Source organism: Nocardia sp. NBC_01730, assembly GCF_035920445.1.
In the GTDB taxonomy this organism is placed as follows: Bacteria; Actinomycetota; Actinomycetes; order Mycobacteriales; family Mycobacteriaceae; genus Nocardia.
Window position 1 is genome coordinate 5,149,846 of the sequence record NZ_CP109162.1, and the last position, 15,573, is coordinate 5,165,418.

General features: G+C 65.6%; 13 protein-coding genes and 2 pseudogenes. 12 read left to right on the forward strand and 3 right to left on the reverse strand.

Features of this window, described 5'->3' with window-relative positions:
* The first annotated feature begins 4 nt into the window (after positions 1–4).
* From OHB12_RS21050 to OHB12_RS21070, 5 genes and pseudogenes are all read left to right on the forward strand, one after another.
* Positions 5–2,056 carry an acetyl/propionyl/methylcrotonyl-CoA carboxylase subunit alpha gene (locus OHB12_RS21050; RefSeq protein ID WP_327110300.1) on the forward strand — a complete coding sequence of 684 codons (2,052 nt, stop codon included), beginning with the start codon at positions 5–7 and terminating at the stop codon, positions 2,054–2,056.
* Positions 2,053–3,210, forward strand: a pseudogene (locus OHB12_RS21055) (acyl-CoA dehydrogenase family protein); the annotation flags it as partial. The gene OHB12_RS21050 and the pseudogene OHB12_RS21055, both read left to right, overlap by 4 nt.
* Before the next feature lie 74 nt (positions 3,211–3,284).
* Positions 3,285–3,842 (forward strand): MaoC family dehydratase, encoded by a 558-nt coding sequence (locus OHB12_RS21060; protein ID WP_327110301.1) that lies wholly within the window; start codon positions 3,285–3,287, stop codon positions 3,840–3,842.
* Positions 3,839–4,651 (forward strand): HpcH/HpaI aldolase/citrate lyase family protein, encoded by an 813-nt coding sequence (locus tag OHB12_RS21065; protein WP_327110302.1) that lies wholly within the window; start codon positions 3,839–3,841, stop codon positions 4,649–4,651. Before OHB12_RS21060 ends, OHB12_RS21065 begins: the two co-directional genes overlap by 4 nt.
* Before the next feature lie 31 nt (positions 4,652–4,682).
* Positions 4,683–6,632 carry an acetoacetate--CoA ligase gene (locus OHB12_RS21070; RefSeq protein WP_327110303.1) on the forward strand — a complete coding sequence of 650 codons (1,950 nt, stop codon included), beginning with the start codon at positions 4,683–4,685 and terminating at the stop codon, positions 6,630–6,632.
* A 206-nt stretch (positions 6,633–6,838) separates the two neighbouring features.
* Here OHB12_RS21070 and OHB12_RS21075 read toward each other — a convergent pair whose 3' ends face one another.
* Together OHB12_RS21075 and OHB12_RS21080 are read right to left on the reverse strand one after the other, a co-directional pair.
* Positions 6,839–7,735 carry a phosphotransferase gene (locus OHB12_RS21075; RefSeq protein ID WP_327110304.1) on the reverse strand — a complete coding sequence of 299 codons (897 nt, stop codon included), beginning with the start codon at positions 7,733–7,735 and terminating at the stop codon, positions 6,839–6,841.
* Positions 7,732–9,147 (reverse strand): helix-turn-helix domain-containing protein, encoded by a 1,416-nt coding sequence (locus OHB12_RS21080; protein WP_327110305.1) that lies wholly within the window; start codon positions 9,145–9,147, stop codon positions 7,732–7,734. Before OHB12_RS21080 ends, OHB12_RS21075 begins: the two co-directional genes overlap by 4 nt.
* 529 nt (positions 9,148–9,676) lie before the next feature.
* On the opposite strand from OHB12_RS21080, the gene OHB12_RS21085 reads away from it, so the two are divergent.
* The 4 genes from OHB12_RS21085 to OHB12_RS21100 all read left to right on the forward strand — a co-directional run bounded on the left by OHB12_RS21085 (position 9,677) and on the right by OHB12_RS21100 (position 13,232).
* Positions 9,677–10,045, forward strand: a complete 369-nt coding sequence (locus OHB12_RS21085) for a hypothetical protein (protein WP_327110306.1) — start codon at positions 9,677–9,679, stop codon at positions 10,043–10,045.
* Between the two features lie 4 nt (positions 10,046–10,049).
* On the forward strand, positions 10,050–10,277 hold the full coding sequence (locus OHB12_RS21090; RefSeq protein WP_327110307.1) for a hypothetical protein: 228 nt from the start codon (positions 10,050–10,052) through the stop codon (positions 10,275–10,277).
* Positions 10,278–10,605: 328 nt separating this feature from the next.
* Positions 10,606–11,823 carry a radical SAM protein gene (locus OHB12_RS21095; protein ID WP_327110308.1) on the forward strand — a complete coding sequence of 406 codons (1,218 nt, stop codon included), beginning with the start codon at positions 10,606–10,608 and terminating at the stop codon, positions 11,821–11,823.
* 32 nt (positions 11,824–11,855) lie between these two features.
* The gene (locus OHB12_RS21100) at positions 11,856–13,232 is read left to right on the forward strand and encodes a radical SAM protein (protein ID WP_327110309.1); all 1,377 of its coding nucleotides are present in this window, start codon (positions 11,856–11,858) and stop codon (positions 13,230–13,232) included.
* Here OHB12_RS21100 and OHB12_RS21105 read toward each other — a convergent pair.
* Positions 13,191–14,063 carry a glycosyltransferase family 2 protein gene (locus OHB12_RS21105; RefSeq protein ID WP_327110310.1) on the reverse strand — a complete coding sequence of 291 codons (873 nt, stop codon included), beginning with the start codon at positions 14,061–14,063 and terminating at the stop codon, positions 13,191–13,193. The two genes, OHB12_RS21100 and OHB12_RS21105, sit on opposite strands and share 42 nt — an antisense overlap.
* Before the next feature lie 149 nt (positions 14,064–14,212).
* Here OHB12_RS21105 and OHB12_RS21110 point away from each other — a divergent pair.
* The 3 genes and pseudogenes from OHB12_RS21110 to OHB12_RS21120 form a co-directional block, all read left to right on the forward strand.
* Positions 14,213–14,731, forward strand: a pseudogene (locus OHB12_RS21110) (AMP-binding enzyme); the annotation flags it as partial.
* A gap of 54 nt (positions 14,732–14,785) precedes the next feature.
* Positions 14,786–15,040, forward strand: a complete 255-nt coding sequence (locus tag OHB12_RS21115) for a type II toxin-antitoxin system Phd/YefM family antitoxin (protein WP_327110311.1) — start codon at positions 14,786–14,788, stop codon at positions 15,038–15,040.
* A complete protein-coding gene (locus OHB12_RS21120; RefSeq protein ID WP_327110312.1) occupies positions 15,037–15,477 on the forward strand; it encodes a type II toxin-antitoxin system VapC family toxin in 441 nt (146 codons plus the stop codon). The genes OHB12_RS21115 and OHB12_RS21120 overlap by 4 nt, the downstream gene beginning before the upstream one ends.
* Positions 15,478–15,573 lie beyond the last annotated feature (96 nt).

Here is a 15,573-nt window from a genome sequence, read left to right on the forward strand (position 1 = left end):
CGCGATGCTGAACAAATCCGTTCCGGTCGAATTCGACACCGTGCTCGTCGCCAACCGCGGCGAGATCGCGGTGCGCGTGATCCGCACGCTGCGTGCCATGGGTATCCGGTCGGTAGCCGTCTACAGCGACGCCGACGCCGACGCCAGGCACGTCCACGAGGCCGACACCGCGGTGCGCTTGGGCCCTGCGCCGGCGAGGGCGAGCTACCTCGCCATCGACAAGGTGGTTGCGGCCGCCGTGCGGACCGGTGCGCAGGCGGTACATCCCGGCTACGGATTCCTTTCCGAGAACGCCGCTTTCGCCGCCGCGCTGGCCGAGGCGGGCATCGTCTTCCTCGGCCCGCCCACGCGGGCGATCGAGGTGATGGGCGACAAGATCGCCGCGAAGAACACTGTCGCCTCGTTCGGCGTCCCCGTGGTGCCCGGCATCGCGAAGCCAGGGCTGACCGACGACGAGCTGATCGCCGCGGCCGCCGAGGTCGGGTATCCGGTGCTGGTCAAGCCCTCCGCCGGCGGCGGCGGCAAAGGAATGCGCCGGGTGGACGACCCGGACCGGCTGCCGGACGCGCTGGTCAGCGCACGGCGCGAGGCCGCGGCAGCGTTCGGTGACGACACGCTGTTTCTGGAGCGCTTCGTCAGTCGGCCCCGGCATATCGAGGTGCAGATCCTCGCCGACCAGTTCGGCAACGTAGTGCACCTGGGCGAGCGCGAATGCAGCCTGCAGCGCCGCCACCAGAAGGTGATCGAGGAGGCCCCCTCGACACTGCTCGACGCGGACACCAGAGCCAGGATCGGCGCCGCCGCCTGCAACACCGCGCGCAGCGTGGACTACGTCGGCGCGGGCACCGTGGAGTTCATCGTCTCCGCCGAACGGCCCGACGAGTTCTTCTTCATGGAGATGAACACCCGCCTGCAGGTCGAGCACCCGGTGACCGAGCTGGTCACCGGCGTCGATCTGGTGGAATGCCAGGTCCGCGTCGCGTCAGGGCAGAAGCTCGCGGTGGCGCAGGACGACATTCGCATGGTCGGCCACGCGATCGAGGCCAGGGTCTACGCCGAGGATCCAGGACGCGGATTCCTGCCCACCGGCGGCACGGTGCTCGACCTGGCCGAGCCGGAAGGCCGAGGGGTGCGGGTCGATTCGGGCTTGCGGGTCGGCACACTGGTCGGCAGCGACTACGACCCGATGCTGTCCAAGGTGATCGCGCACGCCGAAGACCGGACCGCCGCGCTCGCGACACTCGATCGGGCGCTGGCCGACACAGTGTTGCTCGGCGTGACCAGCAACATCGAGTTCCTGCGCTTCCTGCTGGCCGACCCCGACGTCGCCGAAGGACGGCTGGACACCGGCCTGCTGGACCGGCGGGTTGCCGACTTCCATCCCGCCACCGTCGGCGACGACGAGTTCGTCGCCGCCGCCAGCTGCCACTGGCTGCGGCGCTGGCCCAAGACGCAGGGCAGCCCATGGGACGTCCCCTCCGGGTGGCGGATCGGGGCCGCCGCGCCAACGCCGATCCGGCTCGCGGGTGGCGATCGGGTCGAGCACGTCTACCTGTCCGGCACACCCGACGACGGAACGGTGCGCATCGGTGACGGCGAAATATCCTCGCTCACAGCGACATTCACCGGCCGCGCCGAGTCGTACACCGGTGTGCTCACGCTCACCAGGCATGGCCTCCGGCGCGAATACCGCGTCGCTGAGCAGGACGGCCACCTGTGGGTGGCCGGACCGTCCGGCGTCGCCGTGCTGCGCGAGGTCGCCGAGGTCGACGTGCGCGGCGGCGACGAACACGTCGGCGACGCCGAGATCCGCAGCCCGATGCCCGGTTCGGTGATCGCGGTACCGGTCGCCGCGGGCGCCACGGTGGCCGCAGGCGCGCCTGTGGTCATCGTGGAGGCGATGAAGATGGAGCACTCGCTCACCGCGCCGGTCGCCGGAACCGTCGAACTGCTGGTCGAGCCCGGCGCTCAGGTGCGCCTCGACCAAGTGCTGGCGCGGGTCGTCGGCGCGTACCCCGAACCGCAATCCGCCGAGCACGAAGGAATCCCCCGATGACCGACTTCCTGTCCACCGGCACGCTGCCGGAGGAGTACCGCGATCTCGCACTGACAGTGCGCGACTTCGCACGGTCAGTGGTCGCTCCCGTGGCCGCCGAGCACGACGCGAACCACACCTTTCCCTACGAGGTGGTCGCCAAGATGGCCGAGATGGGGCTGTTCGGCCTGCCGTTCCCCGAGGAGTACGGCGGCATGGGCGGCGACTACTTCGCGCTGTGCCTCGCACTCGAGGAACTCGGCAAGATCGACCAGAGCGTTGCCATCACCCTGGAGGCGGGCGTCTCCCTCGGCGCCATGCCGATCTACCGGTTCGGCAATGACAAGCAGAAGCAGGAATGGCTGCCGCGGCTGACCAGCGGCCGCACCCTTGCCGCGTTCGGGCTCACCGAGCCGGGCGCGGGCAGCGACGCGGGCGGCACCAGGACCACGGCGGTCGCCGACAGCGGCGAGTGGATCATCAACGGCAGCAAGCAGTTCATCACCAATTCCGGCACCGACATCACCGAGCTCGTCACGGTGACCGCGGTGACCGGGCAGTCCGGCGGCAAGAAGGAGATCTCCACCATCCTGGTGCCCACCGACACGCCCGGTTTCGTCGCCGAGCCCGCGTACAACAAGGTCGGATGGAACGCATCGGACACCCATCCGCTCAGCTTCACCGACGTGCGCGTGCCCGAGGAGAATCTGCTCGGCGAGCGCGGCCGCGGCTACGCCAACTTCCTGCGCATCCTGGACGAGGGCCGCATCGCCATCGCCGCGCTCGCGGTAGGCGCCGCACAGGGCTGCGTGGACGAGAGCGTGCGCTATGCCAAGGAGCGCGAGGCGTTCGGCCAGGTGATCGGCCGCAATCAGGCTATTGCCTTCACGATCGCCAGGATGGAGGCGCGGGCCCACGCCGCCCGCACTGCCTACTATGACGCGTCGGCGCTGATGCTGGCAGGCAAGCCGTTCAAGAAGCAGGCGTCCATCGCCAAACTGGTGGCCAGCGAGGCCGCGATGGACAACTCCCGCGACGCGACGCAGATCTTCGGCGGGTACGGCTTCATGAATGAATACGCGGTCGCAAGGCACTATCGGGACAGCAAGATCCTGGAAATCGGCGAGGGCACAACGGAGGTGCAGTTGATGCTGATCGGGCGGGAGCTCGGCCTGAGCGGCCAGCGCCCGGAGGAGGTAGCGGAGCGTAACCACGCAGGGCGCCCGCCCAGGCCGAAAGGATGCAGCCTGTGACGCAGCGGCGCGCGGTGGTGCAGCGTGGGCTGTGGTTCGAGGAGTTCGACACGGAGGTCGTCTACGAGCACCGGCCCGGCCGTACCATCACCGAGGCGGACAACGTCCTGTTCACCACGCTGACCATGAACACGCAGGCGCTGCACCTGGACGCGGCGTTCAGTGAGCAGCTACCCCCGTTCAACCAGCGGCTGGTGAACTCGATGTTCACGCTGTCCACCCTGATCGGGCTGTCGGTCGCGCAGCTCACCCAGGGCACCATCGTCGCCAACCTCGGCTTCTCCGAGATCGCGTTCCCCAAGCCGCTGTTCCACGGCGACACCATGTACGCCGAAACCGTGGTCACCGACAAACGCGAATCGAAGAGCCGCCCCGGCGAAGGCATCGTCACGTTCGCGCACACGGCACGCAACCAGCACGGCGACATCGTGGCCACCGCGGTCCGCAAAACGCTGGTCCGCAAGGCCCCCGAGCCCGGCAGGAGCGTCGGGCCCGGAGGCGGCAGCCCGCGCAACCACGCAGGGCCCGCGCATTCCGAAGAAGATTCAGCATGAGCTGGCAGATGGCCGGTCCGGCCTGGTTGTTTTGCCCGGCCGATCGCCCGGAGCGGTATGCGAAGGCCGCCGCGGCGGCCGACATGGTGATCCTCGACCTGGAAGACGGCGTCGCCGCCGGTGACAAGGTCGCGGCGCGCAAGGCACTGATCGGTACGCCGCTGGACCCCGAGACCACGGTGGTGCGCGTCAACGCCGCGGCCACCGCGGAGCACGCGCTCGATCTCGCGGCACTGGCCGAGACCGGCTACCGCCGGATCATGCTGCCGAAATCTGAATCCGCCGAACAGATTACGGCGCTGCCCGGCCACGAGGTGATCGCGCTGATCGAGTCGCCGCTCGGCGCGCTCTCGGTCGGACAGGCCGTGACGGCCCGCAACGCGATCGGCGTGATGTGGGGCGCCGAGGATCTGATCGCCGGACTCGGCGGCAACACCAGCAGGCACGCGGATGGCAGCTACCGGGACGTGGCCCGCCACGTCCGGTCCGCGACGTTGCTCGCCGCCAAGGCGTACGGAAAGTTCGCGCTGGACTCGGTATATCTGGATATCGGCGATCTGGACGGCCTGCGGTCCGAGGCGCTGGACGCGGTCGCGATCGGCTTCGACGGCAAGGTCGCGATCCATCCGAGCCAGGTTCCGGTGCTGCGAGCGGCATACGCGCCGTCCGAGGACGAGATCGCCTGGGCTCGGCGGGTACTCGACGAGGTGCCGAAGCATCGCGGGGTCTTCGCCTTCGAGGGCAGGATGGTCGATGCCCCCGTACTGCGGCATGCCGAGCAGATCGCGCGGCGCGCCGACCGCACCTGATCACCGAATTCGCACAGCCAGGAGGACTGCGATGCAACCACAATGGGTGCCGAGCGAAGCAGATATCGCGCAGGCGCGTATCACCGACTTCGCGGCGTTCGTCGCGAAGCGCACCGGGGTGCGGGTGCCGGACTACCACGCGCTGTGGCAGTGGTCGGTCGAAGACCTCGCCGGGTTCTGGCGTGCACTGTGGGACTATTTCGAGCTCGGCGACGTTGCGGGCGAGGTGCTGGCGAACGCCGAAATGCCCGGCGCGCGATGGTTCCCCTACACCCGGCTGAACTACGTGGACCAGGTGATCCGTCAGGCGCACAGCGACCGACCCGCGATCAAGGCGGTCAGCGAGGGCGGTCCGATTCGCGAAGTGTCCTGGGCCGAATTGATCGACAGCACCGCCACCTTCGCCCGCACCCTGCGCTCCCTCGGCGTGCGACCCGGCGACCGGGTGGCCGGATATCTGCCGAATATCCCCGAGGCGGTCATCGCGTTTCTGGCCACCGCGAGCATCGGCGCCGTCTGGAGCGCCTGTGGGCAGGACTATTCGCCGAAGGCGGCGCTGGACCGGCTCGGTCAGCTCGAACCGACCGTCCTAATCACCGCCGACGGCTATCGCTTCGGCGGGAAGGCGCACGACAAGCGTGCCGACATCGCCGCGCTACAGGCCGGGCTCGGCACGCTACAGGCCACTGTCGCGGTCACCCAGCTGGGGCTGGACGTGCCGGAGGCGATGCCGTGGCACGAGGCGGTCGACAACGCCGAGGCGATACCCGCGGTGATCACGACGGAGTCGGTCGATTTCGACCACCCGCTGTGGATCGTGTTCTCCTCCGGCACCACCGGACTGCCCAAGGGAATCGTGCACGGGCACGGCGGCGTGGTACTCGAACACCTCAAAGCCGTTGCCCTGCAATCGGATATCGGCCAGGACGACACGTTCTTCTGGTACACCAGCCCGAGCTGGATGATGTGGAACTTCCAGATCGCGGGCCTGCTGGTCGGCGCGACCATCGTCTGCTACGACGGCAGCCCCACCTATCCGACGCCGGACGCGTTGTGGCGCATCGCCTCCGAGGTCGGCGCCACTGTGCTCGGCACCAGCCCCGGCTACGTGCTCGCCTGCATCAAGGCGGGCTCCGTACCGCGCGCCGACCACGACCTGTCCACACTGCGCACGGTCGGCATCACCGGTGCGTCACTGCCTACCTCCTCGGCGCTGTGGCTCGGCACCAACGTCGGCGACCACGTCCAGGTGTCCTCGATCAGCGGCGGCACCGACGTGGTGTCCGCCTTCATCGGTGGCGTGCGCACCGTGCCGGTATGGCCCGGTGAACTGTCGGCACCATACCTCGGCGTCGCACTGGACGCCTTCGACGACGCAGGGCAGCCGGTCCGCGGCGAGGTCGGCGAACTCGTCGTCACCGCACCGATGCCATCCATGCCGGTGCACTTCTGGCGCGACGACGACGGAAAGCGCTATCACGACGCATATTTCGACACCTACCCCGGCATATGGCGGCACGGCGACTGGATCACCATCACCGACCGGCACAGCGTGATCGTGCACGGCCGCTCCGACTCCACACTCAACCGGCACGGCATCCGGATGGGCAGCGCCGACATCTACCAGTCCGTCGAACGCCTACCCGAAATCGCCGAAGCCCTGGTGATCGGCGCCGAACAACCCGACGGCGGATACTGGATGCCACTGTTCGTAGTCCTCGCACCCGGCACCGAACTCACCGACGAACTGAAATCACGGATCAACACCACCATCCGAACCGAAGTGTCCCCACGCCACGTCCCGGACGAGATCATCCTCGCCCCCGGCATCCCACACACCCGCACCGGCAAGAAACTGGAAGTGCCCATCAAGAAACTATTCCAGGGCGCCGATCCGGCCCGCGTCGTCGAACGCAGCGCAGTCGACAACCCAGACCTGCTCGACTGGTACAGCGCGATTCGTCCGGGCGGAACCAACTGACAGCCCGACCAATCCTTCATGGGTTTCACTGCAGCACAAAGGGTTTCAAGTATGCGAACTTCCGGCAGTGAGCCTGCCCTCGATCGAGGTGCCGGGTGCGCTGATCCAAGCGACCCAAACCACCGATCAAGTTGGATTCAGTTCGTTGTTCGAGCACGTCGTGCGCGCCTATGTCGTAGCGGAGCGAGCGCTCTTGGGACCGAAATCTATGAGATTGCGTGCCAGATGGTTGCGGTATTACCCGTCTTCAGCGAATGGAAGCGACGGTGGAGCTCGACCGCCGCGGCGGGCTTGCTCGGCGCGAGCCGGATATAGGAAGCCATGGAGTGGAGTTCAGTGATGTCGCGTAGCAATGTCCAGCCGGACCAGCCGAGTAGGTCGTAACCATAGGCGGCTGCGAACAGCTCACGATCACCCGCAGGTTGGTGGAAGTGGTCAGGTAGGCCGTTGACCAGGTCGAGCTCACGGGGACCAATGCAGCATTGGTCCCAGTCAATCAGTACCCACTGTCCGCGGTCCTGGACTGCGTTCTCACTGTGGACGTCGACGTGAATCAGACCTTCTCCCAAAGGGAATCGGGTACGGCAAAACTCGGAAACCACTGTGTCGGCACGTTCCCGCAGCCAGGCCCGATCTGGACCCGCAAGTGCTGGCGCCGCTCGTTCGTCGTCAAGCGCTAAAGCCTCGAAGAGTCGCCGGAGCGGCTGATAATGCGGAACCGAAAACGCTGGCGCGGTGACGGCGTGTAGCCGCTGTACCAGCGCGCCGAGGTCTGCTGGACTGGGTTGGTCGTTCGAAGGACGATATGGCCAGAACGTCGCGATCGCGTCGCTGGTTACCACGGGTTGCTGCCCGGTGAGCGGAGTCAGGGCAATCGGCTTCTCGGCATCCCCGAGCCAGCGCGTGACGGCGATCGCTGTGTCGGCACGTTCCCGCCGATAGGCGGTGTCGGGTGCCAAACGCGCGACCAGGTTTTGCTCAGGGAGTAGCCACACCGCGTTCGATCGGTGGTGCAGCAGCCGCGCGCCTTCGTCGTTGACACCGAACTTCTTGCACGCTGCCCGCAGCGCCTCGCGCCCCGGCAGCTCGCTGTCCGGTGTCACGAGGTGGCCGCGAGGGCCGCCCGAATTCCGTCACGCAGCTCGGCGACATACGCGTCGCTGTCGTGGTGTGCCGCGATGGCGTCCAGGTCGCGCAGCCGTACATAGCAACGCTGAGACGACAGTTCGGTGATCGCCGTGATCGCGTCACGGCCATAGCTGGCCGCTGATTTGAAATCACCAGCCTGTAGACACGCACCGGCAAGGGTGGGCAGGACGACAGCACGGCTGCGCGCATGTTCTATCGCATGGCCGTTAACCGCGATCGACAGCCGTTCGATCGCCGTCGGTGCGAAATCTGGTTCCGAGAGCGATAGCAGATACATCGAATGCCCTTGTTGTGCAGCGATTTCGGCGGATGTCACGAACCATGCCCATGGCGGCAGCGTGTCAGGGTCTGCGGACGTGTAGTGATCTTCCGACTGTCCGATCGCCCGCTCGGTCGCTGCGATCTCGCTCAGCGACGCCCAGCACCAGCCCATCACGGCCGCAATATATCCGGCGGTGATCGTACTGACCGAATGCTTTCGGTTGACCGCCGTCGACGAGGCCAGCTGTGCGAACTTCAGTGCTTCCCGCGGCCGCCGCAAGTGCAGTGACTGGTGCGCGATGTCCAGCAGAATGCTGACCGTCAGATCTGTGCTACGCGGGTGGTCTTCACCGCAGTACGCCGTCTGCAGAGCGTAAGTCCACAGCTTGCGGGCCGAGTCGTGTTCTTCGATGTCGTAGGCGAGCCATCCAGCCATACTCGCCAGCTCGGCGGTGGCGATCCACAGTCGCGTGCGGACGTCGAAGGCGCATACCGCGCCCTCGAGCGCGCGGACCTGGTGCAACTGGGTGAGTGCCGCTGTGCGGCACAGCCCCCCACCGTGCGCCAGATCCCATCGCCGGAAGCCATCGGTGATGGCCTCGATGGCATCGACGTCTCCGGACCCGATGTGCGGCCGGGTAACTGGCTCGAGCCGTCCGGGAAGCAGTCCGCCCAGCCGTTCGAGTTCCGGGTGAAGGTGGGAACCGAGCGCTGCTGCGGTTACCAAGGTGATGAAGTCCCTACGTTCCATCCACGTCACCTCCTCGCTGGCCAGGCTACTCGGAGACTCGGAGTAGAACCCGAGGAGCGAAGCCGGGATGCCGAGAGCATCGGAGATCCGGGCAACCAGCTTGGCGCTGATCAGACGACGTTCACCCCGCTCTACCGCAGAGACCCGGGACTGGGTGAGGTCGAGCAACGCACCCAACTGCAGTTGTGAGAGGCCGGTCTGCTCGCGGACGGCAGCGAACACAACGCCGAAGTCATGGTCGGCCAATGCTTTGCGGATCGCGGGTACGTCGAAGAAGTCGGCGGGCAGTAACTTCTTGAATCCAGCGGCGCGAGCACAGGACGCACAGATGCTGCCGGTGTCTACTACCGGCAATGCCGCGCTGCATGCGCGGCAAATGCGTCCCCCAACACCCATGTGTCCCCTTCAGCCGGATCAACCGCTGTTGTCATCAGCCTATGCGCCGAAACCTTCCCACGTGCTGAAACTCTCGATCCTTGGCCCAGAAGCGTTTGTTCTTGCCGGACCACAAGCTCCACTGGGGCTAGCCCTATTGGGCGTTGGGATCGCGAGTCGCAGAACGGAATCTGGAGCCAGCACACCCAGCGCCAAGGCTCCGATCCTCCTTCTCGGATCCGCGGAAGCCTGCTGAACGAGGCCATCCTTGGTCCGAACTCGTTTGGCCCCAGCCCGGTGTGCTCCCGAACCCAACCCTTGGGAGACATGACATGCCGACGTTGATGAGCGCCTATGACCGGTGGGAGATAGAGCACCGCGACTGCGGCGTACAGCCCGTCCTGACGGACCCCGTGCGAGCGCGGTTCGTGCTCTCAAAACATGCAGGACACGGGCCGACATGCAAGCAGTACGTCGCCGCGCTCGGCCTTGTGTCCTCGATCCTCGATTGATCCACGATGACGGCCGCGCAAGCTGGGTACCTGGTGTTTCCGACATCGAGGCGATGACCATGGGTGCGGAAATATTCGGCGCCCTGTTCGCAATGCTGCTGTGCGCCGCCGGGATCACCGCCGCGGCCTACCTCCTCCCACTCGGGGATGACGACCTGGACTCGGCGCAGACCGACGACGACAAGCCACCGGTCCAGCCGTTCGCGGTGCTCCAAGCACGCCTGGATCGAGAACTCAGCGGCGACCACCACCCGGCGGCGCGCACCCGCCGCCGCCCGAAACCCTCCGATGAAAGGAAAACCCTTGCAGCCAAAGGCAATCGGACTGCTGCGCCTGGACGTCACCGACGACAGAAGGCGCGATGAGCAAGTGATCGGCGACCTTGTCCGTCGGGGCGGCTACGCCTTCGCGGGGTTGCTCACCATCCAGCCGGACACCTACATGCCGACAACGCTGGTGGTTCACACGGTGCACAGGGTCGAGGCGGCTGCGATCGTCACACCGGATCTTGCGCATTTCGGTGGGGCCGCACGGGCAGTCAGTCTGGCGTGCGAACTGGTGACTCCAGGCGGGACCGTGCCGCGCTCCAGCCGGTAGCCAGCGTGGGCGGGCGTCTACGTCGCGGCAGACAGCCAGCTAGCCGAGCGCTGGTGCTAGGCGCACGTCATGGGCTTGACCATCGAGCGCGCCGCCCAGCTACGCGCAACATCCATCGAAACCACGCACCCGACGACTGCCTGGTGCGCCTGGCAGCGGCGCTGCTGCTGGCGGAGACCGACCCCAGGTAGTCGGAATTATCCACGCAAACAAGGGAATAACGATGTATCCATACAATGCGAGCCGATCGGCCGAGGGAAGCGATTCACCTATCGAGCCGACCGGGCGGCTACTGCGCCTAGTCATCGATGCTGTCAACGAATGCAACTTGCGGTGCAAGTACTGCCACCCCGGTGAGGTGTGGTTGCAGCAGCAGTTGCCGGTGGCCGAAGTTCGGCAGGCACTTGACGCCGCCGAGCAGTCCGGAATCCTGGAAGTCGTTCTGACCGGCGGCGAAATCACCATGCACAACGACTTGCAAGGGATTCTGGAAGCCACCCACGGACTCGAACGCTGCGCATCGACGCTGATCACAAACGCAACAACGATCACCCCCACGACACAGGCACGCCTTGAAGCTTCTAACCTCGCGCGCATCTGTACCAGCGTCGACGGAGTGACGAACGAGTTGCACGGCTCAGCCCGCGGCAAGAATCTGCCGAAGGTACTCGAAGGGCTGCGGCGGCTGCATGACACCGGAAAACCGATCACGGTCGTCACCGTTGTGCACCAGGGTAATTGGGAACGCGTGATCGAGCTGACCGCGTATTTGGCCGCTCATCAGCTGGCCGGACAGCATCACCTGTGCGCACCGAGCTTTTCGGGTCAAGCGCGCGAACACTACCCAGGACTTGCGTTGCGTGAAAGAGACTTTTATCGCGTGCAGTCTCTGGTCGATCAGCACCATCGGCAGATGCTCAACCGGGGCGTGTATCTGACGTTCAATTCGTTCTGGCCCGCTACCGGTCTGTCCAGCGACATCACGAATCCGGGGCGATCCATCACCCTGCAGCAACTGTCCGAGCAGGTCAAGGACACGTTGTGCAATATTCGACCCAACGGCGAGTTCCGGCTTCAGGCAAGCACGTGGGGCCGCGAAATGGTCGGAAACGCTGTCGTCGGATCTGTTCACACGCAGAATGTTTCGGATCTGTTGATGTCGGCCGAGTCGCTCCTGGCGACGGGTTCGGCGCTGCAGCTGCCGCGCGAGACCGAAGCGCGCCATAAGTTCCAAGTCGGCGACGATGCGGACCGGGAGGCCACGCAACATCTGATCGGCCGTGTCGACGGACCGCCGCCTGCGGTGGACATGATCCCGATCACCAGCGTTGACGGACATTGGCTGATGAGCAACAGCCTCGATCCGGCTGCCGTCGCGGCCCGGCTGCGGGCTGCACCGACCGACCATCGGATCACACGGCATCCGACCGGGCAGGTTCTGGTGTTCGACCGGCCGCGATCGTTGGTCACGCTGCTCCGTACGGAGGAATGGCCGATAGTTCTCGATGAGCTGGCGGGCGCGGCAACCGAATCTGTGCTGTCATGACCGCCGCAGTAGTCCAAACGGCGTATCGGATAATGCACGCAGATGAGACACTGGCGCACATCTATGCCGAGGCTGTGCGCGGTGCACCTGCCGATGAGCTGGTCCGGGCCGTGCTGCTGTGTCACCTGGCCGAGCCGTCCACCCCGGCGACGCGGCTGGCCGAAGACCTTGGTGTCAGCCTCGACACGGTGCGCGCCGGGTACCGCGCATGTCAGGGCAGCGCGGCTGTGGCTCGGCTAGTGAATTCGCTGTACTACCCCCACCGCATGCGGTGGTCGTTCGCGACTGCGACGGTGCAGGAATGGCAGCGAGTTCCAGAACGCCCCGAGCGGATTCGGGCGCACGAACCGGTGCTATCGGAGACGGTGGAAATCCACCCGACTCGCGGCACCTGCAACTATCGCTGCGCGATGTGTCTTTGGTCGGATCAGGACCAACTCACCTACGCCACCAAGCAGCTCGACACCAGCGGCCTGATGACCGGCGACGAGTGGGTTCGCGTGCTGAGCGAGCTTCGCGCGAACGGTGTTTGCCGCCTTGCCGTCTCCGGGGGCGGTGAAGCACTGATCAACCCGGATCTGCCTGCCATCCTGACCAGCGCGGCCGACCTGGGATTCGAGATCCATGTGTATACAACGGGATTCAGCATCCGCCCAGGCGGCCCGTTGTTCGATGCGCTGCTGCGTTGCCACCGCATTCGGTTCAGCATCCACTCACCTGAGCCCGCCAACTATGACCGCATCGCCGGCACCCAGCCACGCCAACACGCACTCGACAGGGTGGTGCGCAACCTCGGCGCGCTACTGGCGGACCGCAATGTATTTCCCAATGTTGGAATCGGTTTCGTGATCCAACCGTTCAATCACAGCCAGATCGAAGCCATGGTCGATTTCGCGGCAGACACCGGCGCCGACTGGCTCGACCTGCGGAAAGATGAGGTCGACGTAACCGCCGGTCTGACGGCCGATCAGCTCGAGCTCGTACGCAGCCAGCTGCGCGCCGTCCGGCGTCGCCCCAGAGGTATCCGGATCGACCTCGGGGACGAACTGGTCGCGATCGCCAACGGCCAGATCCCGGATCGTTCGCGCACCTCTGAATGTCTCGGCCGCTACTTCCGGCCGACCATCGGCGCGTACGGGCACCTCACACCCTGCGACCTCAAGGCCGAACCGCGATTCGCGCGCACCGGCCATGACCTCGGCTCAGTGAAACACTCGCGCATCCTCGATGTGGTTGCGGTGTCGTCCGTCCGCCGAATCCCGGACGACTGCGCCCAGTGCATGCCGAGTTCGCGGACCGGCAACTTGATAGTGCACAAGCTGCTCGATGATCTCGCGGCCGGGATCGGCCTGGACGACCAGCCGTTCCTAGCGTCGCAGGCGTTGTGTGATCGCGGTTCGCAGGACTGACGCTGCGCCCCGCACCACCAGGCCCGCCGCGACTAGCGGCGCGAACAGCAGCCACGGCGAGCCTTGGTGGTAGTCGCAGTAGAACCGCAGTGCGCTGCGGTGGTGGCTGCGGATCTTGCGAAACGGGGCCGAGCGCATGCTGCCGCCTTCGCGGTGACGGATCTCGACGCCGGGGTCCAGCACAACCTTCCAGCCGCCGCGGTGCATATCGAGTGCCATCTTGGTTTCTTCGAAGTAGAGGAAATATCGGGTGTCGAACCCGCCTACTGCGTCGAACGCACTGCGCCGAAACAGCATGCAGCAGCCGGAGATCCAGTCGACGTCGCTGACCGTGGTGACGGGATCGCCGAAATACGCGCGCGTCGCGGGATTGCTGGGCCACACACCGCCGAGCAACGCGTGCGCTATACCCACTGCGAGCGACGGGAACCGACGCCCGGTCGGGTAGGGCGATCCATCCAACCGGGCCACTCGCGGACCGATCATCCCGATTGCCTCGTCGGTTAGGGCGGTCTCCACAAGCGCGGCTATCGAATCCGGGGCGAGGTGCGTATCAGGGTTGGCGACCAGAATCCATTCGGCATTCGTTGCCGCTGCGCCTTGGTTGATTGCAGCGGCCAATCCGACGTTCTTGCTGTTACGGATGACCTTCCCGCCGAACTCGTCGACGATATCGGCGCTGCGATCGGTCGAGGTGTTATCGACACCGATCACCTCGAGTGCCAACGGCTCGACCGCCGCCGGTAGCGATTCCAAGAACGGCGGCAGGTCCTCGGCACTTTGATAGGTCACCAGGACAAGACCGACAGTCTTCTCATCACGAGCGGGCATGCCCGCGAACCTAGCAGGTACGAAACCGTGGCGCTGCCCCGATGCTGGACACAGCTTCTCCGACATCTCGACCGCCCCGACCAGCAACTACAGACTTGTTCGGCGACCACGTCCAGATGTCCTCGATCAGGCGTGGCACCGACGTAGTGAACGGAAAGCGCTATCACGACGCATATTTCGACACCTACCCCGGCATATGGCGGCACGGCGACTGGATCACCATCACCGACCGGCACAGCGTGATCGTGCACGGCCGCTCCGACTCCACACTCAACCGGCACGGCATCCGGATGGGCAGCGCCGACATCTACCAGTCCGTCGAACGCCTACCCGAAATCGCCGAAGCCCTGGTGATCGGCGCCGAACAACCCGACGGCGGATACTGGATGCCACTGTTCGTAGTCCTCACACCCGGCACCGAACTCACCGACGAACTGAAATCACGGATCAACACCACCATCCGAACCGAAGTGTCCCCACGCCACGTCCCGGACGAGATCATCCTCGCCCCCGGCATCCCACACACCCGCACCGGCAAGAAACTGGAAGTGCCCATCAAGAAACTATTCCAGGGCGCCGATCCGGCCCGCGTCGTCGAACGCAGCGCAGTCGACAACCCCGACCTGCTCGACTGGTACGCGACCCAGCAGCCACGCCCTGCGGGGTGAAAATTGTGGCTATAATTTCATACAAATATATGGCCACAAGAGGAGGCTGTTGCCATGGACGTCGGAATTCGAGAACTGCGAGATAGCCTCAGTCGACACCTGGCAGAGGTTCGATCAGGACACACGGTGACGGTTACCGATCACGGGCAGCCGATCGCCCGCATCGTTCCGGTCGGCCGCCTGACACGGCTGGAACAGCTCCGTAGCGAAGGACGCATTCAACCTGCGCGCGAGAATAAGCAGCCAGCGCCTGAACCGATCCACGGGAACGGCGTCGTCAGTGAGCTCATCGAGGAACAGCGCCGGTGATCGGGTATCTCGATACCTCTGCTTTTGTTCCGCTACTGGTCGACGAGCCGACCAGCCGGGCCTGCCGCCGCTTCTGGGATGATGCCGACGCGGTGGTGTCGAACAGGCTCCTCTACGTGGAGACCACAGCAGCGCTCGCGCAGGCTCATCGGATGAGACGGCTCGATGACGGACCCTATTCAGGCTGCCGACGCCTATTGGACCGGCTCTGGCCGCAGGTCGAGGTAATCGAGATCGACGAGGCATTGATGCTGCGCGCGGCCGAGCTGGCCGATCGTTGTGCACTGCAGGGATATGACGCCATCCATTGCTCCTCCGCTGTACAACTCGACGACCCGGATCTCGTCGCAGCGTCGGGTGACAAGCGTCTACTGGATGCGTGGCGGACGCTAGGAGTGGCAACGTTCGACACGAACAATCCAGAGGATGCGGTCTGACCGCGCAGCGGCCCGTATGATCGCTGACGGAAGCACGCGCGGCTTCCAGAGCTCGCGCACAGGGTAGGAGTCGCATTGCCTGCCGCCCGCTGGTCG